The organism is Vibrio sp. 10N.286.51.C3 (assembly GCF_003050065.1).
Classification (GTDB): domain Bacteria; phylum Pseudomonadota; class Gammaproteobacteria; order Enterobacterales; family Vibrionaceae; genus Vibrio; species Vibrio crassostreae.
This window is the reverse complement of record NZ_PIGC01000002.1, coordinates 190,592-215,065: the sequence shown is the minus strand read 5'-3', so window position 1 is coordinate 215,065 and position 24,474 is coordinate 190,592. Positions and strand designations below refer to the sequence as shown.

General features: G+C 44.1%; 21 protein-coding genes, 1 tRNA gene and 1 riboswitch. Of the genes, 18 read left to right on the top strand and 4 right to left on the bottom strand.

All coding sequences use genetic code 11. The features are described from left to right. Positions 1–88: 88 nt before the first annotated feature. On the top strand, positions 89–1,420 hold the full coding sequence (locus CWO27_RS02670) for an excinuclease ABC subunit B (protein ID WP_102530173.1): 1,332 nt from the start codon (positions 89–91) through the stop codon (positions 1,418–1,420). Positions 1,421–1,439: 19 nt separating this feature from the next. Then, entirely contained in the window at positions 1,440–1,880 is a 441-nt protein-coding gene (locus CWO27_RS02665; RefSeq protein ID WP_102286074.1) for a hypothetical protein, read from the top strand. Between the two features lie 205 nt (positions 1,881–2,085). Here CWO27_RS02665 and CWO27_RS02660 read toward each other — a convergent pair. Continuing rightward, positions 2,086–2,161: transfer RNA gene (locus CWO27_RS02660), tRNA-Asn, on the bottom strand. A 509-nt stretch (positions 2,162–2,670) separates the two neighbouring features. On the opposite strand from CWO27_RS02660, the gene uvrB reads away from it, so the two are divergent. The 3 genes from uvrB to luxU all read left to right on the top strand — a co-directional run bounded on the left by uvrB (position 2,671) and on the right by luxU (position 6,761). Beyond that, positions 2,671–4,701: an excinuclease ABC subunit UvrB gene (gene uvrB / locus CWO27_RS02655; RefSeq protein ID WP_055319718.1), complete on the top strand. Its 2,031-nt coding sequence runs from the start codon at positions 2,671–2,673 to the stop codon at positions 4,699–4,701. Positions 4,702–5,003: 302 nt separating this feature from the next. Continuing rightward, a complete protein-coding gene (gene luxO, locus CWO27_RS02650; protein WP_004734031.1) occupies positions 5,004–6,392 on the top strand; it encodes a quorum-sensing sigma-54 dependent transcriptional regulator LuxO in 1,389 nt (462 codons plus the stop codon). A gap of 24 nt (positions 6,393–6,416) precedes the next feature. After that, a complete protein-coding gene (gene luxU / locus CWO27_RS02645) occupies positions 6,417–6,761 on the top strand; it encodes a quorum-sensing phosphorelay protein LuxU (protein ID WP_102433499.1) in 345 nt (114 codons plus the stop codon). Between the two features lie 108 nt (positions 6,762–6,869). Here the strand turns inward: luxU and CWO27_RS02640 are convergent, their stop codons facing one another. Further along, the gene (locus CWO27_RS02640) at positions 6,870–7,757 is read right to left on the bottom strand and encodes a YvcK family protein (RefSeq protein WP_107898520.1); all 888 of its coding nucleotides are present in this window, start codon (positions 7,755–7,757) and stop codon (positions 6,870–6,872) included. Positions 7,758–7,951: 194 nt separating this feature from the next. Then, a riboswitch (molybdenum cofactor riboswitch) is annotated at positions 7,952–8,104 on the top strand. Between CWO27_RS02640 and moaA the strand changes: the two genes are divergently transcribed. The 11 genes from moaA to CWO27_RS02580 all read left to right on the top strand — a co-directional run bounded on the left by moaA (position 8,093) and on the right by CWO27_RS02580 (position 18,558). Continuing rightward, entirely contained in the window at positions 8,093–9,082 is a 990-nt protein-coding gene (gene moaA / locus CWO27_RS02635; RefSeq protein ID WP_017632500.1) for a GTP 3',8-cyclase MoaA, read from the top strand. It overlaps the preceding riboswitch by 12 nt. Positions 9,083–9,454: 372 nt before the next feature. Next, positions 9,455–9,967 (top strand): molybdenum cofactor biosynthesis protein B, encoded by a 513-nt coding sequence (moaB, locus tag CWO27_RS02625; protein ID WP_010437177.1) that lies wholly within the window; start codon positions 9,455–9,457, stop codon positions 9,965–9,967. A gap of 12 nt (positions 9,968–9,979) precedes the next feature. After that, complete coding sequence (gene moaC / locus CWO27_RS02620; RefSeq protein ID WP_004734026.1) at positions 9,980–10,459, top strand: cyclic pyranopterin monophosphate synthase MoaC; 480 nt, start codon at positions 9,980–9,982, stop codon at positions 10,457–10,459. After that, on the top strand, positions 10,456–10,701 hold the full coding sequence (gene moaD, locus CWO27_RS02615; RefSeq protein WP_065103215.1) for a molybdopterin synthase sulfur carrier subunit: 246 nt from the start codon (positions 10,456–10,458) through the stop codon (positions 10,699–10,701). Before moaC ends, moaD begins: the two co-directional genes overlap by 4 nt. A 2-nt stretch (positions 10,702–10,703) precedes the next feature. After that, a complete protein-coding gene (gene moaE / locus CWO27_RS02610) occupies positions 10,704–11,177 on the top strand; it encodes a molybdopterin synthase catalytic subunit MoaE (RefSeq protein ID WP_065103216.1) in 474 nt (157 codons plus the stop codon). A 650-nt stretch (positions 11,178–11,827) separates the two neighbouring features. After that, positions 11,828–13,459, top strand: a complete 1,632-nt coding sequence (locus CWO27_RS02605; protein ID WP_107898519.1) for an ABC transporter substrate-binding protein — start codon at positions 11,828–11,830, stop codon at positions 13,457–13,459. Positions 13,460–13,573: 114 nt separating this feature from the next. Then, positions 13,574–14,494 carry an oligopeptide ABC transporter permease OppB gene (gene oppB, locus CWO27_RS02600; protein WP_017062174.1) on the top strand — a complete coding sequence of 307 codons (921 nt, stop codon included), beginning with the start codon at positions 13,574–13,576 and terminating at the stop codon, positions 14,492–14,494. Between the two features lie 12 nt (positions 14,495–14,506). Continuing rightward, entirely contained in the window at positions 14,507–15,409 is a 903-nt protein-coding gene (gene oppC, locus CWO27_RS02595; RefSeq protein ID WP_048662067.1) for an oligopeptide ABC transporter permease OppC, read from the top strand. Positions 15,410–15,451: 42 nt separating this feature from the next. Then, a complete protein-coding gene (locus tag CWO27_RS02590; RefSeq protein ID WP_048659733.1) occupies positions 15,452–16,423 on the top strand; it encodes an ABC transporter ATP-binding protein in 972 nt (323 codons plus the stop codon). Further along, the gene (oppF, locus tag CWO27_RS02585; RefSeq protein WP_017632507.1) at positions 16,420–17,412 is read left to right on the top strand and encodes a murein tripeptide/oligopeptide ABC transporter ATP binding protein OppF; all 993 of its coding nucleotides are present in this window, start codon (positions 16,420–16,422) and stop codon (positions 17,410–17,412) included. Before CWO27_RS02590 ends, oppF begins: the two co-directional genes overlap by 4 nt. 198 nt (positions 17,413–17,610) lie before the next feature. Further along, a complete protein-coding gene (locus tag CWO27_RS02580) occupies positions 17,611–18,558 on the top strand; it encodes a glutathione S-transferase family protein (RefSeq protein ID WP_102433495.1) in 948 nt (315 codons plus the stop codon). Positions 18,559–18,661: 103 nt separating this feature from the next. On the opposite strand, the gene pta is transcribed toward CWO27_RS02580, so the two are convergent. Together pta and CWO27_RS02570 are read right to left on the bottom strand one after the other, a co-directional pair. Then, complete coding sequence (gene pta / locus CWO27_RS02575) at positions 18,662–20,827, bottom strand: phosphate acetyltransferase (protein WP_048659731.1); 2,166 nt, start codon at positions 20,825–20,827, stop codon at positions 18,662–18,664. A 147-nt stretch (positions 20,828–20,974) separates the two neighbouring features. Beyond that, the gene (locus CWO27_RS02570) at positions 20,975–22,171 is read right to left on the bottom strand and encodes an acetate kinase (RefSeq protein ID WP_017107306.1); all 1,197 of its coding nucleotides are present in this window, start codon (positions 22,169–22,171) and stop codon (positions 20,975–20,977) included. 343 nt (positions 22,172–22,514) lie between these two features. Between CWO27_RS02570 and yfbV the strand changes: the two genes are divergently transcribed. Beyond that, complete coding sequence (yfbV, locus tag CWO27_RS02565; RefSeq protein WP_048662069.1) at positions 22,515–22,967, top strand: terminus macrodomain insulation protein YfbV; 453 nt, start codon at positions 22,515–22,517, stop codon at positions 22,965–22,967. A gap of 317 nt (positions 22,968–23,284) precedes the next feature. Further along, on the top strand, positions 23,285–24,250 hold the full coding sequence (locus tag CWO27_RS02560) for an ABC transporter substrate binding protein (protein ID WP_107898518.1): 966 nt from the start codon (positions 23,285–23,287) through the stop codon (positions 24,248–24,250). The last annotated feature ends 224 nt before the right edge of the window (positions 24,251–24,474 follow it).

Here is a 24,474-nt window from a genome sequence, read left to right as displayed (position 1 = left end):
TTACAACTTTATTGTGAATATATTTTTTTTACTCGCTAATTTTAAAAGGCATCGATATTGGTGCAAATGCAGTTAAAAGGAACGAGTGATGAAATTAAAACACTTCAGTTTGAGCTTGATAACAGTCTCTATGTTATCTGGCTATGTTAATGCATCTCCTATCCCTGGAATTGATGATGCCTACTTCAAAGGGGCTGATGAGTATGTTGCGTACGATGATCCTGCGACAGCCTGTGATATCTTTAATGCCAAAGTAGAATACATTAACAATCACCTAGAGCAGCAGGGTTTACCTGGAAAAATTGCGAACCTCTGTCAGCATGCCAGAATAGAAGATGGTCAAATTGAAGAGCAATTTATTATCACTTCTCAGAATGGTGCTTATAGCTATGGTAAGGAGAAGTACAAAATTCATGAACAGGTTGATGTCGCACGTACCATCGATTTGTTGATGTTTTCTCAGTCAAATAAGACTAACTATATTATGGCGGTTGACGGTAGCATGAATGTCACGCGTCAAACCCTTGCCGACGGAGGCTATTTTTTCGAGTGGGAAGATGAGAAAGTTGCGCCACACTTTTATTACCCAGAAGGATACTTAGGTCAGATCTTCCATGGTAATTCTCAATTTAATTTCATGTCAGGTGACAATGCCTACAATTGGGCTCACAAGAAAGCCGTTGATGAGGCTCCTAATAATGCGAAAGAGCAATCAAGGCTGACTTGGAAGTACTTGTCTGAAGAGTGTGAAAACGATAAAAACAACGATTACTGTCTCCCTCAAAGACGACATGGAAATCTGTTTGTGAACCAGCAAAGCTTTCCAAGTTCGAGTAATTTGAACAAAGAGATTTCGTTAGCTGAGAGTACGTCTTTTAGTTTCGATATTACTGGCTCTTTTGAAGCGAGCAAATCAGATGGTCCGTCTGCTGGTCTGGGTGTTGGGTTTGGTTTTAGCCAAACTAAAGAATCGAGTCAGACACACAATATGTTGAATTACACCTCGGTTGATGAAGGCAATGATATCGGCCACTCGGTTGTCCAGACTATTAATACAAAAGCTGTGGGAGAAGCTGGGTATTACAGAGATGCTCCATCTGCAGAATTTTGGCATGTAAAGAACGCTGCTGAAATTTGGGGTGAAGACCTGTACCGAGTTTACGACCTAAAGAGCTATGAGACGTGGCAAGAAAACTACACTGCTGATTGGAATACTTGTGTTGACCAAAAACTGGTATTCGGCAATGCGGTGACGGTTTCGCGCGCCTATCTCAATATGTATGGCAGTAGTTGGTCAATTAATGAGAATGAGTCAACTTTATACCAAAGAGATTCTAACTACGGCATTACGATCGATACCGATTGCGATATTGACGATAAAGGTCAAACGTTCCGCATCATGAAAGAAACAATTCTTTAGTTATTAGAGGGTAAAGAGAATGAATTTTGTTAAAAGTACTGTTTTTGCTAGTACACTGCTATTGTCTTTGGCTTCTAATGCTGCGAGCCTATCTACCATTGGAACGCAAGATAATGGTGTGTTCAATGAGATGCAGCAAATCCAACTGAAGTCTGCTGGAGAGCGAAGCTCTGCGAAATCTGCGGATATCTTTTTTATTAATAGTAATGATGTTCAAGTTGAAGATCTGACTAAAGAGCTACTGAAAGATTTTAACTCTATCGTGATCGTTGGCGACTCATTCAAAAATAAAGAATTGATGATTAAGTTGGTTGGATTTGGTATTGAGAGAGAAGTGGTAGCCATCACTAATATCCACGATTCATCGAAGCGTCAGATCAATACCTACAGTAAAGGCGATCAAGCTGGCGATGATAAGGTAGCTGCGGTTTTGACGGACACGATCGCTCGTCACCTATAATGCAATATAAATGGATTCTACGAGATACCCATTACTTCTCGGGTAGTTTGTAGTCTCAAAAGTTAAGTGAGCCACGGATTAGTTCGTGGCTTTTTTGATCAACGATGAACGTGAGCGGCTAAGTTTGTGACATTAACTTGGAACAAGTTAGTCGCAGTTACATACGAAAAAAGCCCAATCGAAAGATTGGGCTTTTTTCTGAATTTGGCTCCCCTTGCAAGACTTGAACTTGCGACATACGGATTAACAGTCCGCCGTTCTACCAACTGAACTAAAGGGGAATTGCTTGTTAGCGACGCGAATTCTAATAATTGTCCGAATTTCTGTCAATAAAAAATATCAGAAAAAAGTAAGATAAAAAACTTTACTTTCTTGAACACCTTATTGGATTTAGCTTTGCTTTAGTTATCCACCAAAATTGTGGATAAGTGTGTGTGTGAAACTTTAACAACAATCATTGGGATAAATCGAAAAATGTAAAAATTTTATCTAACTCAATGTATTTAAAAGATTTATATCAAAATATCGCGATTGTATAACTTTTGTAGATTATAAACCGAACAGTAAAACAAGCGGTATTTTTAGATTTTTTGGGGAAAAGTAGTGGATTAAAAATCGAGTAATTTAGCTGAAGAGATCTTGCAGGGGCACGGATAATACCAAGTTCTAAAAATAAAAGCTATAACTGATATCTGATCTTAAGATGCATTTCTCTAGATAATAGTTGCAACGACACTCCACCTAGAGTGACAATGACCTGATTAAAAAAACAGTATGGAAATGGCGACCTATGAGCAAACTCTTTGACTTGGTATCGGACTACAGCCCGTCCGGTGACCAGCCGACGGCGATAACCAAATTATTAGATGGACTAGATTCTGGTTTGGCACATCAAACTCTATTAGGGGTAACGGGCTCTGGTAAAACCTTTACCCTTGCCAACGTCATTTCCCAATCTCAAAGACCTGCGATCCTATTAGCGCCTAACAAGACATTGGCGGCTCAACTTTACGGTGAGATGAAATCTTTCTTTCCAAACAATGCCGTTGAGTATTTCGTTTCTTACTATGATTACTACCAACCTGAAGCCTACGTTCCAACCACGGACACGTTCATCGAGAAAGATGCGTCTGTGAACGCTCATATTGAACAGATGAGGCTCTCGGCAACCAAAGCCTTACTAGAACGAAAAGACGCCATCATTGTGGCTTCTGTGTCGGCGATCTACGGTCTTGGTGACCCTAAGTCGTATTTGAAGATGATGCTTCACTTGAGTCGTGGTGAGGTGATGGATCAGCGTGATATTTTGCGCCGTTTGGCTGAACTGCAATATTCAAGAAACGACGTCGCTTTTGAACGTGGTCAGTTTCGAGTTCGTGGTGAAGTGATCGATATCTTTCCGGCTGAATCTGACCAAGATGCGGTTCGAATTGAGATGTTCGATGACGAAGTCGATTGCATTAGTATCTTTGATCCACTGACTGGTGCGATTAAGCAAAGAGACTTACCGCGCTTTACCGTTTATCCAAAAACTCACTATGTAACCCCAAGAGAAAAAATCCTCGAGGCGATTGAGAACATCAAGGATGAATTGCGAGATCGTGCTCAATACTTAAAAGACAACAATAAGCTTCTCGAAGAGCAGCGTATTTCTCAAAGAACTCAGTTTGATATTGAAATGATGACTGAGCTTGGCTTCTGTTCCGGTATCGAAAACTATTCACGATACTTGAGCGGCCGTGCGGAAGGGGAAGCGCCTCCAACGTTATTTGATTACCTGCCTGAGGATGGTTTGCTGATCATCGATGAGTCACACGTGACTGTGCCGCAAATTGGTGCGATGTATAAAGGTGACCGTTCTCGTAAAGAAACCTTGGTCGAGTTTGGCTTTAGATTGCCTTCTGCATTGGATAACCGTCCAATGAAGTTTGAAGAATTTGAGTCTATAGCTCCACAAACGATTTTTGTGTCGGCAACGCCGGGTAATTACGAGATTGAAAAATCAGATGGCGAGATTGCTGATCAAGTGGTGCGTCCTACTGGCCTGTTAGACCCGATCATTGAAGTAAGACCGGTCGCGACTCAGGTGGATGACTTGTTGTCTGAAATCAGAATCCGTTCAGTGAAAGAAGAGCGCGTGTTGGTCACAACATTAACTAAGAGAATGGCGGAAGACTTAACCGAATACTTAAGTGAGCATGGCGTTAAAGTGCGTTACTTGCACTCTGATATCGATACCGTTGAGCGTGTCGAGATCATCCGAGACTTACGTTTGGGCGAGTTTGACGTGTTAGTGGGTATTAACTTACTTCGTGAAGGTTTGGATATGCCGGAAGTATCGTTGGTGGCGATTCTTGATGCAGACAAAGAGGGCTTCTTGCGTTCTGAGCGTTCTCTGATCCAAACCATTGGTCGTGCCGCGCGTAACCTCGAAGGTAAGGCGATCTTATATGGTGACTCGATTACTAAGTCGATGAGAAAAGCGATTGATGAAACCGATCGTCGTCGTGAGAAACAACAGGCCTACAACGAAGAGCAAGGTATTACACCACAAGCGCTGAAACGTAATATCAAAGATATTATGGAGCTGGGTGACATCACCAAGTCGAAACAGCAGCGTCAATCTAAGCAAGTTCCACTATCTAAGGTGGCTGAGCCATCTGAAAGTTATGCAGTGCTTACGCCACAGCAGCTTGATAAAGAGATCAGTAAGCTAGAAGCTGCGATGTATCAGCATGCTCAGAATCTGGAGTTTGAGTTGGCGGCGCAAAAGCGTGATGAGATTGAACAGATGAGAAAGCAATTCATTACCAACAGCTAGTCTCACTTCTTACTCAAGAAGTTCATACCCTCAAGATAAGAATTGAGAGTGGTTCAGACAAAAAAACAGCCAGTAGTAATTGTTCTACTGGCTTACGTTTGTGAACACTCGGTTCACTAACAACGTCAGTTGGCTAGGTGACCCGAAGGTCATTTATATTACTGCATCGTTCGTGCCAGATAGATAAAACATTGATTGTTTGAAGTAAGTAAAAAAATACATCACAAATATTGTGGCTAATTTGCATAATGCAAAGCGGAATGCGACTATAATAAGAAATGCAAATTATAAATGGCTAGGATATGCAATCAAAAACGTTAGATAACAAATCAAAGTATTTGTTGATGGTGGAGGATACGGCTTCAGTCGCAGCGTTATATCGCTCGTATCTTACACCGCTCGAAATTGATATCAACATTGTCGGCACTGGCCGCGATGCAATTGAGAGTTTGAATCATCGAATCCCTGACCTTATTTTATTAGATCTACGTCTGCCTGATATGACGGGTATGGATGTGCTCTTTGCTGTAAAACAAAAGTACCCTGAAGTGCCCGTTATCTTCATGACAGCGCACGGCTCTATCGATACCGCCGTAGAAGCAATGCGTCATGGTTCTCAAGATTTCCTTATCAAGCCATGTGAAGCCGACCGACTTCGTATTACGGTGAACAACGCAATCCGTAAGGCTACCAAGCTTAAGAACAGTTCGGAACATCCGGGAAACCAGAACTATCAAGGTTTTATTGGCAGTAGCCAAACTATGCAGCAGGTTTACCGAACTATCGATTCCGCCGCATCGAGTAAAGCGAGTATTTTCATTACCGGTGAAAGTGGTACGGGTAAAGAGGTATGTGCAGAAGCGATTCACGCGGCGAGTAAGCGTGGTGATAAGCCTTTCATCGCCATCAACTGTGCGGCAATTCCTAAAGACTTGATTGAAAGTGAGCTGTTTGGCCACGTAAAAGGTGCCTTTACTGGCGCGGCAACGGATCGCCAAGGTGCTGCTGAATTGGCTGACGGTGGAACACTGTTCCTCGATGAGTTGTGTGAGATGGACCTTGAACTGCAAACCAAGCTTCTGCGTTTTATTCAAACCGGTACTTTTCAAAAAGTCGGCTCTTCGAAGATGAAGAGTGTGGACGTTCGTTTTGTGTGTGCGACCAACCGTGACCCTTGGAAAGAAGTACAAGAAGGTCGCTTTAGAGAAGATTTATACTATCGTTTATACGTGATTCCGCTGCACTTGCCGCCATTACGTGAGCGTGGTGAAGATGTCATCGAGATTGCGTACTCGTTACTAGGCTATATGTCGGTAGAGGAAGGGAAGGCGTTTGTACGTTTTGCTCAAGAAGTACTTGATCGCTTTAATCAATATGAGTGGCCGGGTAACGTTCGTCAGCTACAAAACGTGTTGCGAAACGTGGTGGTTTTGAATAACGGTAAAGAGATTACTCTAAACATGCTTCCGCCCCCATTGAACCAACCGATTGAAAACAGCCTGCGATTGAAAGAAAAGCAGAATGAAGACATCACGGTAAAAGATATTTTCCCATTGTGGATCACTGAGAAAACGGCCATCGAACAGGCCATTAAAGCGTGTGATGGCAATATCCCCCGAGCAGCAGGCTTCTTAGATGTGAGTCCTTCGACCATATACCGTAAGTTGCAAACGTGGAATGCGAAGCAGTAATCACCAAACAATAAGAAAATAATAATGACGAAAGTATTAAATCAGCAAAAAGTTGATGAACTTGCCGGCGAAATAGGGCAAGAGAATGTCCCAGTATTACTGGAAATATTTTTAGGTGAATTGAAGGGATACCACGAGCACCTAGAGCTAAACAAAGATACCGATACGTCTAAGTATTTGGCCGATATCAGCCATGCGTTGAAGAGCAGTGCTGCGAGTTTTGGTGCCGATTCTTTGTGTAGTTTTGCTATTAGCTTAGACGCAAAAGTGAAGCAAGCATTGCCTGTGACAGATATTGATTTTCAAGATATGCAGGAACTTCTACTATCGACTTATACTGAATATCAGCAGTTGATGACTGATCTCTAAAGCGGTTAATCGCTAAATCTACAGGTAGAGATACAGAGACTAAAAAAGGAGCATGATGCTCCTTTTTTGTTTTTACTGGTTTCTGTGGTTTAGCCTAGGCTGCAAGCATTAAGCGAGTTGAGCCCGAATTGCTTGTTGAAGTTTTAAACGGTCATGTCGCCAATCTCGGTTAGGAGAGGCAAGGTCAGTGGTCACGCAGTTCCAAAGACCTTCAAGTTCAGGGTGCGGCGCATTGCCCAGCACAACATCAATTTTTCTCGCTTTGCAGGTACGTTCACACCATTCAAGCTGTTCTTGAAGCGTCATTTTTCCTGCAGGGCCATGCTCTGGCGAAAGGTTTTCGATGAAAATAACCTTAGCCTTGGTGTTCTCAGCGATGGCTTTCCCAATCTCAGGAAGGAGAAGAGGGGGCATTACACTGGTCAGAAAGCTGCCAGGGCCAAGAACGATACAGTCGGCTTGTTCGACGGCTGCAACGGCTTCTTTGGTAGCAGGCACTTCTGGAGACAGATCCATCATGCGCAGTTTTTCTGTCATGTCGTCAACGTTGGTTTCACCCGTAACCCAACGACCATCCATTGATAGCGCGGTGAGATCGGAAGGGTGCTCGGTCATCGGGACGATATTCACATCGACCTTGAGCATATTTCGAATTAGGTTAATGGCTTCCAATGGGCGAACGGAAAGGTTATCCAATGCCGTCAGCATTAGGTTACCTAAGTTATGGCCGTCTAGCTCACCTTGGCCGCGAAAACGGTACTCAAACATCATCGAACTGATGGAAGGTTCAGTGATCAATTGGTTGATACAGTTACGAGTATCTCCCCAAGCGATACCACCTTGGCAGTCTCGAATTCGTCCGGTTGAGCCACCGTTATCTGTTGTTGCAACAATGCCAGTTGCATTGCTACCAAAGTCTTTTAATGCAGCAAGCATACGACCTAAGCCATGGCCTCCACCGATTGCGACGACTTTCTTTGAAGCGTAAATTTTCATTTTTTGTTCTTGTTAGATTATTACCAACTATAATTTAGGTTAAATGCTTCTCGTCAGATACTCAACAAGAGTTATTTTGAGGGTTTGATACGTTTTTTTTGCCGATGTGACCCGTTTTTTGTCATCAGAGCTAGATTCACGTACAAATATTAAGTATTTTATTACTCAGCTACTGCGCGTGTGAATATAACGAGCAGTTGCCATAACTCCGAGCTCTCGCATGCTAAGTCGCACAGTGGTATTTGCTGTACCGATACGCATCAAGAGCCAGTGACATGTTGTCACAAGGGCTTAATTGGAAATGATTATGCCTCCCGTGTTTGGAAAGGTGTTCCGTGGCGCAACAATTCGAAGATAGATTCCATCGCAAGTTTTATTACTTGCGCTTGTCGGTTACAGACGTCTGTAACTTTAAATGTACTTACTGCTTGCCGGATGGTTACAAACCGTCAGGGCAAAAAAACTCGTCTTTTTTAAGTGTTCCTGAGATCAAACGCGTTGTTAAAGCGTTTGCAGATTGTGGTACCTCAAAGATCCGCATTACAGGCGGAGAGCCGAGTCTGCGTAAAGACTTTCCTGAAATCATACATACCGTTGCTTCTACTCCAGGCATCGAAAAAGTAGCCACGACAACGAATGGCTACCGCATGGAGAAACAAGTAGGGCAGTGGCGTGATGCTGGTTTAACCCATATAAACGTGAGCGTGGATAGTTTAGATTCACGTATGTTCCATCAGATCACTGGTGAGAATAAGTTTACTGAGGTTATGCGAGGCATTGATAAAGCGTTTGAGGTTGGCTATGAACAAGTCAAAGTCAACGTTGTATTGATGAAAGACCTCAACAGTCAGGAATTACCAGCCTTCCTTAATTGGATCAAAGACAAACCTATTCAATTACGTTTTATCGAGCTGATGAAAACCGGCGAGATGGACGAGTTGTTCGATAAACACCATGTATCTGGCGTTGCGATTCGCAATCAGCTTATTGCTAACGGTTGGCTGTTAAAAGTCAAAGCGGTTAACGATGGCCCAGCACAAGTGTTTGTCCACCCAGATTACAAGGGTGAAATTGGTTTGATCATGCCTTACGAGAAAGACTTCTGTGAGAGTTGTAACCGACTGCGTGTTTCTGCGACCGGTAAACTTCACCTATGTCTGTTTGGCGACCACGGTGTTGAACTGAGAGATCTGATTCAAGAAGATCAGCAAGAGCAAGAGCTCATTGATCGAATTCAGGCTCAGCTTCAAACCAAGTCCGTTAGCCACTTCTTGCATGATGGTAACAGCGGCATGACTCCAAACTTGGCGTCAATCGGCGGTTAACCCGCTATACATACTCTAAAGCATTTTATCGCTCAGCTTCTTTAAGCTGGGCGAATCAGTCTAGGGCGTGTTGCTCTTTCGAGCTGATTTTTGCAGCGAGTTGCTGGGTATTTATATAAGGCAGAGGCTTTGATGTGTAGCTAGCCTACATGAGAAGCCGATAACGTAGTAGAAATGACCAGCAAACGCTGCCCGAAGGGTTCGAGCTGGGCGCCCCCGCAAAAAGCGTTTTACTCTTTGTTGAGGGAGATTTGCTTAGAATGACTAGGCTACTTCCCCCTCGCCGCGATTAAAACGCTTTTATCTCGAACAAAATTTAATCACGAAAGGTCAACACGCCCTCATAATTGAAAAATTTACATAGGTGAACAAATGGGTCACGCAGAAAGCAAATTCCAAGCAGCAAACATCGCAGTACTAACCGTTTCAGATACTCGTACTGAAGAAAATGACACGTCAGGTGGTTACCTAGCTGAACACGCTAAAGAAGCAGGCCACAACGTGGTTGATAAGCAAATTGTTATCGATGACATGTACAAAATCCGTGCGATCGTATCTCAGTGGATTGCTGATGACAGCGTTCAAGCGATCATGATCACTGGCGGTACGGGTTTCACATCTCGTGACAGCACCCCAGAAGCACTTAAGCCACTATTCGACAAAGAAGTAGAAGGCTTTGGTGAGCTTTTCCGTCAAGTATCTTACGAAGAGATCGGTACGTCGACAATTCAATCTCGTGCGATTGCGGGCTTTGCTAACCACACAGTAATCTTTGCGATGCCAGGCTCTACAGGTGCTTGCCGTACAGGTTGGACTAAGATCATCAAGCAACAGATGGATGCTAGCCACCGTCCTTGCAACTTCATGCCACATCTTTCTGTATAAGGTGGTTTGAGCATGAGCCAATTTACCCATATTAACGCGTCTGGCGAAGCGAACATGGTCGATGTATCGGCTAAAGCAGAGACAGTACGTGAAGCGAGAGCAGAAGCTTTCGTCCAAATGTCAGCAGAAACGCTAGAGCTGATTGTTTCTGGTAGCCACCATAAAGGTGATGTTTTCGCAACGGCACGTATTGCTGGCATCCAAGCGGCGAAGAAGACGTGGGACTTGATTCCACTGTGTCACCCTTTGTTGCTGACTAAGGTCGAAGTTCAGCTTGAGGCAATCGAGTCTGAAAACAAGGTTCGCATCGAATCAGTATGTAAGCTTGCAGGTAAGACAGGCGTAGAGATGGAAGCGCTAACGGCTGCTTCTGTCGCTGCGTTAACGATTTACGATATGTGTAAAGCTGTTCAGAAAGACATTGTTATCGAGAATGTACGCCTATTAGAGAAGACCGGCGGTAAATCAGGTCACTTCAAGGTGGAATCATGATTACTGTACTGTTCTTTGCTCAAACTCGTGAACTTGTCGGTGTTGATAGCGTTGAAGTTGATACGCAGTTCAAGACGATTGAAGCGATTCGCAGCCACCTTGTAACACAAGAAGGCAAATGGGATATCGCATTGGAAGAGGGCAAGCTTCTGGCTGCGCTTAACCAATCAATCGTACCTTTGACGACTGAAGTGAAAGACGGCGACGAAGTGGCTTTCTTCCCACCTGTTACTGGAGGTTAGCCATGAATGACTCTCGAGTTATTGATCCAAGAGTATTAGTTACTGCTGAAGATTTTTCTGTGGGTGGCGAATACGATTATCTAGCTCAAGGCACATCTGCGGGAGCGGTTGTGACGTTTGTAGGTAAAGTTCGCGACATGAACCTTGGCGACAACGTGATTGGTTTGTCTCTAGAGCACTATCCGGGTATGACAGAGAAGTCGCTGAGCGAGATCTGTGACCAAGCTGAAGCGCGCTGGCCTATCCAGAAGATGCGAGTGATTCACCGCGTGGGTGACCTAGATATCGGTGACCAGATTGTTTACGTTGGCGTATCGAGTGCGCACCGAGGTGCTGCCTTCGAAGCGTGTGAGTTTGTGATGGACTTTCTGAAAACCAAAGCGCCATTTTGGAAAAAAGAACGCACCACCGAAACAACTCGCTGGGTTGATTCTCGCGATTCAGATACTAAAGCTGCGGATCGCTGGGAGAAATAATTCTCGCAATATGATGTTGCTTCAAAAATTCACTCTGTTGATTGAGACAGTAAAAAGCCGACTATTAAGGTCGGCTTTTTTGTGGATGCTACAAAGCTATTTATAAATAAAAGGTGCATTAATAAATGGTTAGTCACTCAAGTTGCATATAAATTCGGCGAGTGATTTTGTCTGTCTTGGTGCATTTCTAAATCTGTTTTGGTGCAGTGCATTATGCTGTTTTGTATAAAGTGATAACCCTCACAAATAGTGGAGTCTATTTAGGGGATATGTGATGTGCAATTAGATTTCATGTGGCATTAATGTTAATTTGCCGACAGTGTTCTAGCATAAGATGCTAAAAAAAAGTATCAACACAGATACATCAACACTAAAGGCTGTTTTTTAATTAATCCCTATGTGTAACTCACTATGCATTAGGTTTTTATTAGAGATTTACACTATTACCTTGAGTTAATCGGAGAATTATCCGATTTTTTGCGACTTGTTTATGGCAAATTACTTCAATGGTTGATAGTGTGTGCCTCAATCTTTGTAAGGTTTTAGATTTTTATGCTTAAAATTTGAGCTAAATAAATCTAAATCACTGCCGTTCAGTGAACTTAGCAAAGAAGTCATGGATGCAATACGTAAAACTTGGAGTTTATTAAATGTACAAGAATAAAATCACTCAGGCCCTTCTTCTAGGTGCTGGTTTGGCAGTGGCTGCCACTTCTACTCTTTCTATCGCTGCTGAAGTTCCAGCAGGCACAGAACTAGCAAAAGTTCAGGAACTTGTTCGTGGTAACGGTACTGAAGTTGCGACTATCGACCCACACAAATCTCAAGGTGTACCAGAATCTCACGTAATTCGTGATCTTCTAGAAGGTCTAGTGAACCAAGATGGCGACGGTAATACTATCCCTGGTGTTGCTGAAAGCTGGGAAACGACAGACAACAAAACATTCACTTTCCACCTACGTAAAGACGCAAAATGGTCTAACGGCAATCCTGTAACAGCTGAAGATTTCGTTTACAGCTGGCAACGTGCAGTTGATCCTGCAACGGCTTCTCCATACGCTTGGTACATGGAATATACCAAGATGGCGAATGCGAAGGACATCGTAGCGGGTAAGAAAGACAAGAGTGAGCTAGGCGTTAAAGCTGTAGATGCAAACACGCTTGTTGTTGAATTAGAAACAGCGGTACCATACTTCGTAATGATGATGGGCCACACAACAATGAAGCCAGTACACAAGGCTACTGTTGAAGAATTCGGTGATCAATGGACTAAGCCTGACCACTTCGTTGGTAACGGTGCATTCTCTGTTGATAAATGGGTTGTTAACGAGCGTTTAGTTCTAAAGCGTAACGACCAATATTGGAACAACGATAAGACGGTTCTAAATAAAGTAACCTTCCTACCAATCGAAAATCAAGTAGCGGAAATGAACCGCTTCCTATCTGGCGAAATCGATTTCACAAACGAACTTCCAACTGAGCACTTCAAGCGTCTTCAAAAAGAGTACGCGGAAGATGTATCTGTAGCGGGTAACCTATGTACTTACTACTACATCTTCAACACGAAGAAAGCACCATTTGATGATGTTCGTGTTCGTCAGGCAATCTCTTACGCGATCGACCGTGATATCGTAACAGGTGCTATCCTAGCGCAAGGTCAAAAACCTGCGTATTTCCTAACGCCTGAAATCACAGCTGGCTTCGATCCTGAGCTGCCTGCTTACGGCAAGATGTCTCAGAAAGAGCGTAACGCAGAAGCGGAACGTCTTCTTGAAGAAGCGGGTTACGGAAAAGATAACCCACTTAAATTCAACCTACTTTACAACACTTCAGAGAACCACAAGAAGATTGCTGTAGCGCTAGGTTCTATGTGGAAGAAAACACTGGGTCTTTCTGTAACACTTGAGAACCAAGAGTGGAAAACGTACCTATCTTCTAAAGATTCTGGTGACTTCGAAGTAGCACGTGCTGGTTGGTGTGGTGACTACAACGAAGCGTCTTCGTTCCTAACGCTAATGAAGAGTAACAACACTACCGGTGGTGTTCACTACGACAGCGCGGCTTACGACCAAATCATCGATAAAGCACTTAACTCAACTTCAGAAGAAGAGCGTAAAGCACTTTACCTAGAAGCTGAGGCGCTAATGGCAAACGACATGCCAATCGCTCCTATCTACCAATACGTTAAATCTCGTCTACTTAACCCGCATGTTGGTGGTTTCCCAATCAACAACGCGGAAGATAAGATCTTCTCGAAAGACCTATACATCAAAGCTCAATAATAAGCTTCGATTCTAAAAAGTTAATATAACTATAACGATACAGACACTACATGCGCAGGGCGCGCATGTAGCGTCTTTCTAATTTTAATTGTCACAGACTGAAAGAGTGAGTTTATGCTTAAATTCATTATGAAAAGGATATTTGAAGCGATTCCAACCATGTTGGTGTTGATCACTATATCTTTCTTTCTCATGCGTTTCGCACCGGGTAACCCGTTTTCAAGCGAGCGTCCATTACCGCCAGAAGTTATGGCTAACATCGAAGCTAAATACGGCTTAGATAAACCAGTATTTGAACAATACACCACGTATTTGACAAATATCTTACAAGGTGACTTCGGTCCCTCTTTTAAATACCAAGATTACACAGTAAATGAGCTGATCGCGGTTGCACTTCCAGTATCTGCGAAGGTAGGTTTCGTTGCCTTTATTTTCACACTATTGATGGGGGTCACCGTCGGGACGATTGCTGCCTTGAAACACAATACCTGGGTCGACTACACCATAATGTCGACCGCCATGCTCGGGGTGGTGATGCCATCCTTCGTGTTGGCACCGGCGCTTATTTACCTTTTCTCCCTGCACTGGAACATATTCCCAGCAGGTGGTTGGCATGGCGGTACATTCATGTACATCGTGCTGCCTGTTATCGCGATGTCTCTTCTTTACGTAGCAACCTTTGCTCGTATTACTCGCGGTAGCATGATTGAAACGCTAAACAGTAACTTTATCCGAACTGCACGTGCAAAAGGCCTAAGCTACCGTTACATCATTCTAAAACATGCACTTAAGCCAGCAATGCTGCCTGTTGTTTCTTACATGGGCCCTGCGTTCGTAGGTATCATCACAGGTTCAGTTGTTGTTGAAACCATCTTCGGCCTACCAGGTATCGGTAAGCTGTTTGTTAACGCCGCGTTTAACCGTGACTACTCGCTAGTAATGGGTGTAACCATCTTGATTGGTTTCCTATTCATCTTGTTCAACGCAATCGTTGATATTTTGCTAGCGCTGATTGACCCGAAAATTCGCTACTAACAGGGACTGGTTATGTTGAAGAAAAAAGAAAATTTAGAAGCGATCGAAAAGTTCTCTGAGAGTTTAGAGATTGAAGGTCGTAGTTTGTGGCAGGATGCTCGCATTCGTTTTATGCGTAACAAAGCTGCGATGGTCAGCCTGTTCATCCTTACTATTATGGTACTGGCGGTTATCTTCTTACCGATGCTAGCTCAGTATACTTATGATGATACTGACTGGTACGCAATGCACGTGGGTCCTAATGCGGATCACTGGTTTGGTACTGATAGCTTAGGCCGTGACTTGTACGTTCGTACGCTTATCGGTGGCCGTATCTCACTGATGGTTGGTGTGATGGGTGCATTCGTAGCGGTACTGATTGGTACGCTTTACGGTGCCGCTTCTGGCTTCATCGGTGGTCGTACTGACCGAGTGATGATGCGTATCCTTGAGATCTTGTACGCGGTTCCATTCATGTTCCTAGTTATCGTTCTAGTAACATTCTTTGGTCGTAACATCATCCTAATCTTCGTTGCTATTGGTGCGATTGCTTGGCTAGATATGGCGCGTATTGTACGTGGTCAAACGCTGAGCTTACGTAGTAAAGAGTTCATTGAAGCAGCACACGTATGTGGTGTGAGTAAATGGAAGATCATTACACGTCACATCGTACCTAACGTACTGGGTATCGTAGCGGTTTACTCTACGCTGCTTATTCCAAGCATGATCCTTACAGAATCATTCTTATCTTTCCTTGGTCTTGGTGTTCAAGAGCCTATGACAAGCTGGGGCGCATTGCTTCAAGAAGGTTCGCAAACAATGGAAGTTGCAATCTGGCAACTGACGTTCCCTGCGGCATTCATGGTAGTTACGCTGTTCTGCTTTAACTACGTAGGCGATGGTCTGCGCGACGCGCTTGATCCAAAAGACAGATAAAGAAATAGCAATTAAAAGCTATAAAAGATTAAGGAAGCAATAATGAGCTTATTAGATGTCAAAGATCTGCGCGTCGAATTTACCACGCAAGATGGTATCGTAACCGCAGTAAACGATCTGAACTTCTCACTCAACCAAGGCGAAACGCTGGGTATCGTGGGTGAGTCAGGTTCAGGTAAATCACAAACTGTATTCTCTATCATGGGTCTGCTGGCTAAGAACGGCATCATCTCGGGTAGCGCGAAGTTTGAAGGTAAAGAGATTCTTAACCTTCCAGAGAAAGAACTGAACAAAGTTCGTGCTGAACAGATCGCGATGATCTTCCAAGATCCGATGACATCACTGAACCCTTACATGAAAGTAAGTGATCAGCTGATGGAAGTACTTATGCTGCACAAAGGCATGGGTAAAGCAGAGGCGTTTGAAGAATCAGTACGCATGCTTGAAGCGGTGAAAATCCCTGAAGCACGCAAGCGTATCACCATGTACCCACACGAGTTTTCAGGTGGTATGCGTCAGCGTGTGATGATCGCAATGGCACTATTGTGTCGTCCTAAACTGCTTATCGCTGATGAACCAACAACCGCTTTGGATGTAACTATTCAAGCGCAAATCATGGAATTGCTGAACGAATTGAAAGATGAGTTCAACACGGCAATCATCATGATCACCCACGATTTGGGTGTAGTTGCAGGTTCATGTGACAAGGTACTTGTGATGTACGCTGGTCGTACAATGGAGTACGGCACGGTTGATGAAATCTTTTACGAGCCAAGCCACCCATACGCAGAAGGCCTACTGAAAGCGATTCCTCGTTTGGATACAGAAGGTGAAATTCTACCGACGATTCCAGGTAATCCACCAAACTTACTTCGCCTGCCAACAGGCTGCCCTTACCAAGACCGTTGTCACCGTGTAATGGACCGTTGTAAGCAAGAAGCACCTATTTTGACGCCATTTGGTAATGACCGTCAGCGTGCTTGTTTTTCTGACTGGGAGACTTGGACAAAATGAGTGTAGATAAGCAGTTATTATTAGATATTAAAGACCTGAAAGTTCACTTTAGCATCGCAGCTAAATCAGCGTGGCCTTGGGCAAAACCGTCAAACCTGAAAGCTGTTGATGGCGTTGATATTCACCTTTACGAAGGGGAGACGCTGGGTGTAGTAGGTGAGTCTGGTTGTGGTAAATCGACATTTGCTCGCGCAATCATTGGTTTGGTTGAAGCGACAGACGGCGAAGTCATGTGGTTAGGTCAAGACCTAACTAAAATGCAGGAAGTACAGCGTCGTGAAACTCGTAAAGAGATTCAGATGATCTTCCAAGACCCACTAGCATCGCTTAACCCGCGTATGTCTGTTGGTGACATCATTGCTGAGCCTCTAGAGACTTTTTACCCAGAACTTTCTAAACAGGAAGTGAAGGACCGAGTTAAAGAGATGATGGCAAAGGTTGGTCTACTACCAAACGTAATCAACCGTTACCCGCATGAGTTCTCAGGCGGTCAGTGTCAGCGTATCGGTATCGCACGTGCACTTATCTTAAAGCCTAAAATGATCATCTGTGACGAACCTGTTTCGGCATTGGATGTATCTATCCAAGCTCAAGTAGTTAACCTTCTGAAGGAGCTACAAAAAGAGTTAGGTTTGTCTTTGGTATTCATCGCACACGATTTGTCGGTTGTTAAACACATTTCTGACCGCGTGTTGGTGATGTACTTAGGCAACGCGGTAGAACTTGGCGAGTCAGATGCCTTGTTCTCTGATCCTAAGCACCCGTACACCAAAGCGTTGATGTCTGCAGTTCCAATTCCAGATCCTCGCTTAGAGCGCAGCAAAACCATTCAGATGTTGGAAGGTGATCTACCATCACCAATAAATCCGCCATCAGGTTGTGTGTTCCGTACTCGTTGCCCACAAGCAACAGAGGCGTGTGCGCAAACTAAGCCAACGATTCAAGGCGATGACGTTCACGCAGTATCTTGCTTGCACGTACAAGTCTAGAGCCTATTTAAAACGGTTCAGCCTGTGACAGGCTTAAGCGCGACTAGTTATTAGAGTCGCGCTTTTTTTGTCTTAGGCTTATTGGTCCGCTCAACAAGCTTCATCAAAATATTCGAACAACTAAGCCAACTTCTTCTAGTTTTGAAAAAGTTGGCTTTTTTTATACTAGAGAAAAGTAAGCATCACAGAGGTTTGGATATGGGCAAGTTAGTTGAAGGTGTTTGGCACGATGTGTGGTACGACACCAAAGAAAGCGGTGGTAAGTTCGTTCGTGAAGATGCGGGCTTTCGCAACTGGGTTGAAAATAAAGCCGGAGCGCAATTTGAGCCAGAAAGTGGTCGTTACCACCTATACGTATCGTTAGCTTGTCCGTGGGCGCATCGCACGCTGATCTTCCGTGAACTGAAAGACCTAACCGATCATATTGATGTGACGGTGGTTTGCCCTGACATGATGAGTGAAGGTTGGCAAATGGGCTTGCCTGAGCCTCTGTTCGGTCACACTCGAATGCACCAAATCTACACCCAAGCCAAACCGGACTATTCAGGTCGAGTCACGGTTCCTGTTTTATGGGATAAGAAAACCAATACCATTGTGAGCAACGAGTCGTCTGAAATCATCCGCATGTTCAACTCAGAGTTTAATGAGCTAACGGGCAACACTGATGATTACTACCCATGGGAATTGGCGAGCAAGATTGATGAATGGAACGACTACGTCTATCCGAACATCAATAACGGCGTTTATCGTACCGGCTTTGCGACCACACAAGAGGCCTACGAAGAAGCGTATGACGCGTTATTTGAAGCGTTAGACAAAGTGGATGCCCATCTTAGCGAACACCGTTATCTGGCGGGTAACGAGATTACAGAAGCGGATTGGCGGTTGTTTACGACTTTGGTTAGATTCGATGCTGTGTATGTGGGTCACTTCAAGTGTAACAAGCAGCGAATTGCGGACTATGCAAATATCCAGGGTTACCTAAAAGAGTTGTATCAGATCGAAGGTATTAAAGAGACGACCGATTTTTACCATATCAAGCGTCACTATTACTATAGCCACACAGGTATTAATCCTACTCAAGTTGTACCCAAAGGACCGGAGTTAGACCTTGAATCAGCGCACGGTCGAGAAAAATTGGGCTAATTTCCCGATGACCAAACCGCCGTAAATCAAAAAAAACATATCTGTCAGACATAAAAAAACCCTAGATAAAAATCTAGGGTTTTTGCTTTCTACAAAAGAAAAATTAGTTAATTACTTTTTCTTCAGCTTGTGCAGCTTGGTCTGCTTGGATAGCTGTTAGAGCTACTGTGTAAACGATATCGTCTACTAGAGCGCCACGAGACAAGTCATTTACTGGCTTGCGCATACCTTGAAGCATTGGACCGATAGATACAAGATCTGCTGAACGCTGTACCGCTTTGTAAGTCGTGTTACCCGTGTTTAGGTCTGGGAATACGAATACTGTCGCTTTACCTGCAACTGGAGAGTTAGGCGCTTTAGAAGCGGCTACGTTTTCCATGATTGCTGCATCGTACTGTAGAGGACCGTCGATCACTAGATCAGGACGTTTCTCTTGAGCAAGTTTGGTTGCTTCACGTACTTTATCTACGTCTGCACCCTTACCAGATTCACCAGTAGAGTAAGAGATCATAGCAACACGTGGGTCGATACCGAATGCCGCAGCAGAATCTGCAGATTGGATAGCGATTTCAGCAAGCTGTTCAGCTGTTGGATCTGGGTTGATCGCACAGTCACCGTATACAAGAACTTGATCAGGCAGAAGCATGAAGAAGATTGAAGATACGATAGAAGCATCAGGAGCAGTCTTGATGATCTGGAACGGAGGAACGATAGTGTTCGCCGTTGTGTGAACAGCACCAGAAACTAGGCCGTCAACTTCACCAGCTTCAAGCATCATAGTACCTAGGAATACTGAATCTTCTAGCTTCTCACGAGCTACAACTTCAGTCATACCTTTAGCGCCACGAAGTTCTACTAGACGAGCTACGTAGTTTTCGCGAACTGATGCAGAATCGATGATTTCAACGCCAGCGCCAAGCTCAACACCTTGCTGTGCAGCAACACGACGAATTTCTTCTGGGTTACCTAGAAGTACACAAGTCGCGATACCGCGCTCAGCACAGATAGCCGCAGCTTTAACTGTACGTGGCTCGTCACCTTCAGGAAGAACGATACGCTTAGCTGCTTTACGAGCGAATTCAGTTAGCTGGTAACGGAATGCTGGTGGACTTAGACGGCGGATGCCTTGAGTACCTTCAGATAGAGAATCAATCCAAGGGCCATCGATGTGGCTTGCAACGTGATCGTTAACGAACTCGATACGCTCTTTATCGTCTGCAGGAACTTCTAGGTTGAAGCTCTGTAGGTTTAGAGACGTCTGCCAAGTGTTACCTTGAGCTTTGAAGATTGGTAGACCTGAAGCGAATGCCGGCGCACAAAGGTTAGCAATGCTTTCTGGAATGTCGTAACCGCCAGTAAGTAGGATTGCGCCAATCTCAACACCGTTTTTCGCAGCAAGAGCCGCAGCAACGATAACGTCAGGACGGTCTGCAGAAGTTACTAGCAGTGAACCTGGCTTAAAGTGCTCAATCATGTGCGGTAGAGAACGTGCACAGAAAGTGATGCTCTTAATACGACGAGTCGCGATTTCACCTTCGTTGATGATTTCAGCGTTAAGGTGCTTAGCCATATCAACCGCACGAGTTGCGATTAGGTCGATGCTCCATGGCACGCAGCCAAGAACACGGATAGGGCTAGAGTTGAAGATTTGCATTACTTCAAGGTTCGCTTGCTGAGCGCTGTCTGCATCATCAAAGATTTCAGATAGGTCAGGGCGAGTACGGCCAGCTTCATCAACAGGAGCGTTAAGCTTGTTGATGATTACGCCTTTGATGTTCTTGTTCTTCGTACCGCCGAAGTTAGAACATGCTACTTCGATACGCTCTTTAAGTTGCGTAGGGTTGTCAGTACCAGGAGTCGCAACGAATACGATCTCCGCGCCAAGTGTTTTCGCGATTTCCGCGTTCACTTGGTTAGCAAATGGGTGCTTACGAGTAGGTACTAGACCTTCGATTAGCGTTACTTCTGCGTCTTTGTTGATCTTGTTGTATTGCTCAACAACAGACTCAAGAAGTTCGTCCATTTTTTCGCTACCGATCAAAGCTTCAGCTTTAGTCATTGCGATTGGCTCACCAATCTTAATGTCGCTGTTTGCGCTGATGATAGTAGACGTTAGATCTGGCTGGTTACCACCGCTGCGAGGCTGAGCGATTGGCTTGTAGAAAGAAACACTTACGCCCTTACGCTCCATAGCGCGAAGAACACCCATGCTAACACTAGTAAGACCAACACCAGCGCTTGTAGGGATAAGCATAATAGTACGTGACATTGACGAACACCTTTGACTATTGGAAATAAAAAAAGCTCAACTGCTATTCCCACCGATATTTAAATTGGGGTAGGAATAGAAGTTGAGCCCCATTTTCTTGATATGTAAAACTGACTAGCTTCGAGTGAAGCTAGTCAGGAAAATCAATTAAAGACCTGCTAGTTTCGCAGTGTCTTCAGCAATTACTAGCTCTTCGTTAGTAGAGATAACCATTGCAGGGATACGGCTGTTAGCTGTAGTGATAGTACCTTCGCCGCCGAAACGAGCTTTAAGGTTAGCTTCACCGTCAACTTCGATGCCGAAGATGCCTAGGCGGTTAAGAACCATTTCACGGATTGGGCCAGAGTTCTCGCCGATGCCGCCAGTGAAAGTGATTGCGTCTAGACGACCTTCTAGAGTTGCAGTGTAACCAGCAACGTACTTAGCTAGACGGTGACAGAACACGTCCATTGCACGAGTTGCTTCTTCTTTCTCACCGTAGTTGTCTTCAACGAAACGACAGTCAGAAGTCACTTCAGTTAGACCAGCAAGACCAGACTCTTTAGTTAGCATGTTGTTGATTTCTTCAACAGAGTAACCAAGAGCGTCGTGTAGGTGGAAGATGATCGCAGGATCTAGGTCACCACAACGAGTACCCATTACAAGACCTTCAAGAGGAGTAAGACCCATAGAAGTATCTACAGATTGACCGTTCTTGATAGCACATACAGAAGCGCCGTTACCTAGGTGACAGTTGATGATGTTAACTTCTTCAACTGGCTTGTTTAGTAGACCTGCAACTTCACGAGTGATGAATAGGTGAGAAGTACCGTGCATGCCGTAACGACGGATGCCGTGCTCTTTGTACAGGTTGTACGGTAGAGCGTATAGGTAAGACTCAGAAGGCATTGTTTGGTGGAACGCAGTGTCAAATACAGCAACGTTTTGTAGACCAGGGAAGTTCTGTTGAGCCGCTTCGATACCGATAAGGTGAGCTGGGTTGTGAAGAGGTGCGAAAGTCGCAGCGTCTTGAATACCCTTAAGTACTTCATCAGTGATAAGTGCAGAAGAAGTGAACTGCTCGCCGCCGTGTACGATACGGTGACCGATAGCGCCAAGGTTAGCTTTAAGCTCAGGCTTAGAAGCAAGAATAGTTTCTACCATGAAAGATAGTGCTTCTACGTGAGCTGCGCCCGCGCCTAGTTGTGCTTCATGCTTGCCATCAAGTTTCCACTTCATACGAGCTTCTGGAAGACCCAGACACTCAGCAAGACCAGTTAGGTGCTCAGCACCTGTTTCTGCATCAACCACAGCGAATTTAAGAGAAGAACTACCACAGTTTAAAACTAAAACTAGCTTAGACATTAATGACTACCTGTTAATTTTTCTGATCGAAATCAGTTAAGGATGAAAATTAATCTCAAGAATAGACGAAGCACGGTAGCTTGCGTACTAACCTTGGTCAAAAAAACGTTAATTTCCGTATAAAGTGAAAGCGCACTTTTTCAAAAAAAGAGGCTTGTGCATTCCTTGCAGAAGTCTTCTCAAAGTTGCTTAAATTGTAAATAAGGGCAACAATGAGATTGAGGTCTGCAAATAATAGCGATATTGTGCAAATATAACAAAAAAATTTGAAAGAATATTATTTTTCGTCAAATTTTTGTGTTTTTAGTTGATGGTTTCAACTTTTTTTTAATGGGAGACTCATATGAGCAATAGAGTTGGTTTAGCGAGCAGTTTAAAAGATGGCCAAAAGTACATGGATCTCTGGCCTGTTCGAAAAGAGTTAAACGCTATTTTCCCTGAGCAACGCATCATTAAAGCGACGCGCTTTGGTGTTAAGGTGATGCCCGCGATAGCTGCTATCAGCGTTCTTACGCAAATGGCCTTTAATAATTACCAAGCGATGCCACAAGCTGTGGTTATGGCTTTGTTTGCTATTAGTTTGCCGCTTCAAGGCATGTGGTGGTTAGGTAACCGCTCAAATACACAACTTCCGCCAGCGTTAGTATCCTGGTACCGCGAACTGCACGAGAAGATCACTGAAACGGGATTTGCGTTAGAGCCAATGAAGCCACGCCCTCGTTATAAGGAATTGGCGATCATTCTGAATCGTGCATTCCGTCAGTTAGACAAATCTTCAATGGAACGCTGGTTCTAAGAAAACCTCACTTCTCCCTATCTTCTGAGAACAGCTGTACATTGTGATGGCATGTTCTCAGATTAGTTCCTCTTGATCCTGTTGGTTCATCTTACTCTTTGTTGATCGTTTCATTTACCTCTTGTTATTCACTTCGTTTCTTACCTACGGATTCAACCCAACTAGCCTTTTGACGCATAATTCGAGCTTTGTTGTGTTTTTGTTAAATATCACTTCAAGTCATCAAAGCTTACTGGTAATAATGTCAATAGTGAGTTTAATGTTGTGTTCTCTCTAGAGCGAGCAATAACAATGAGCGCTTGATGAAGGAAGTATTGATGGGTTTTGTAAGAAAAGTATTAACGACGGCGTTGAGTGGTTGTCTGTTGTTGTGGGCTAGTAGTGCGGTAGCAAATATTGCCAAGGTATCGGTGTCACAGGTCGTAGACCATCCAGATTTGAATGCGACACGTCTAGGGCTTCTTGAAGGATTAAGAGCTAAAGGTTATGAACCCGGTAAGAACTTAGAGTTTTCTTATGAAATGGCGGACGGAAATCCAGCGCAAGCCGCCAAAATTGCCAGAGAGCTTGTCAGTGAAAATCCTCATGTATTGGTTGGTATTGCAACACCGACTTCACAAGCCCTAGTTTCGGCGACTCGCTCTATTCCTATCGTGTTTACTGCGGTTACCGATCCTATCGGCGCTAGGCTAGTTAAACAACTGGAAAAGCCGGGGCGCAATGTTACGGGACTTTCTGATTTATCTCCGATCACTCAACATGTGTCATTAATCAAAGAACTGCTTCCTGAAGCTAATTCAATTGGTGTGGTGTACAACCCTGCAGAGGCAAATGCAGTTGCCTTGGTTGGGCTGTTAAAGAAAGCGACGCGAGACTTTGGTTTTACTCTTTACACAGAAAGAGCACTCACCATTGATGATGTGGAATCAAAAGCAGAATCAGTGGCAAAGAAATCGGATGTTATCTACGCCTTAACGGACAATACTGTTGCGAGCGGCATGGAAGGTCTTATCAACGCGGCTAACCAAGCGGATACACCCGTCGTCGCAGGTGCCACATCTTATGTCGGAAAGGGCGCGATTGCAGGTTTAGGCTTAGATTACTATGACGTTGGTGTACAAACCGCAGACTATGTGGCTGCCATTCTGAACGGACAGAAGCCCGGGAAGCTAAGTGTCAAAACTGCGCAGAGTTCTCAGCTGGTGGTGAATTTAGAAGCTGCTCGTGAGCTTGGCGTGACAGTGCCTCAGTCTGTGATTGATCGTGCAATCGTTAGCCGGTGAATTGAGTTTGGTGTTAGGTGAACTAATAGGTCATAAGTCATATTATTAACAGCATAGGAATGGGCTCAGATAAACAGGACTAACCTGCTCTATATGTTCGCGCTTCTCTATTTTATTCATTTGTAAGCGGTTATTTGACCGTTAGGTGTGTCGTTAATATCAATTTACATTATTTTACGTCGAGCGAATTGCCGATTAATGTAATAATATTAATGGGACAAATG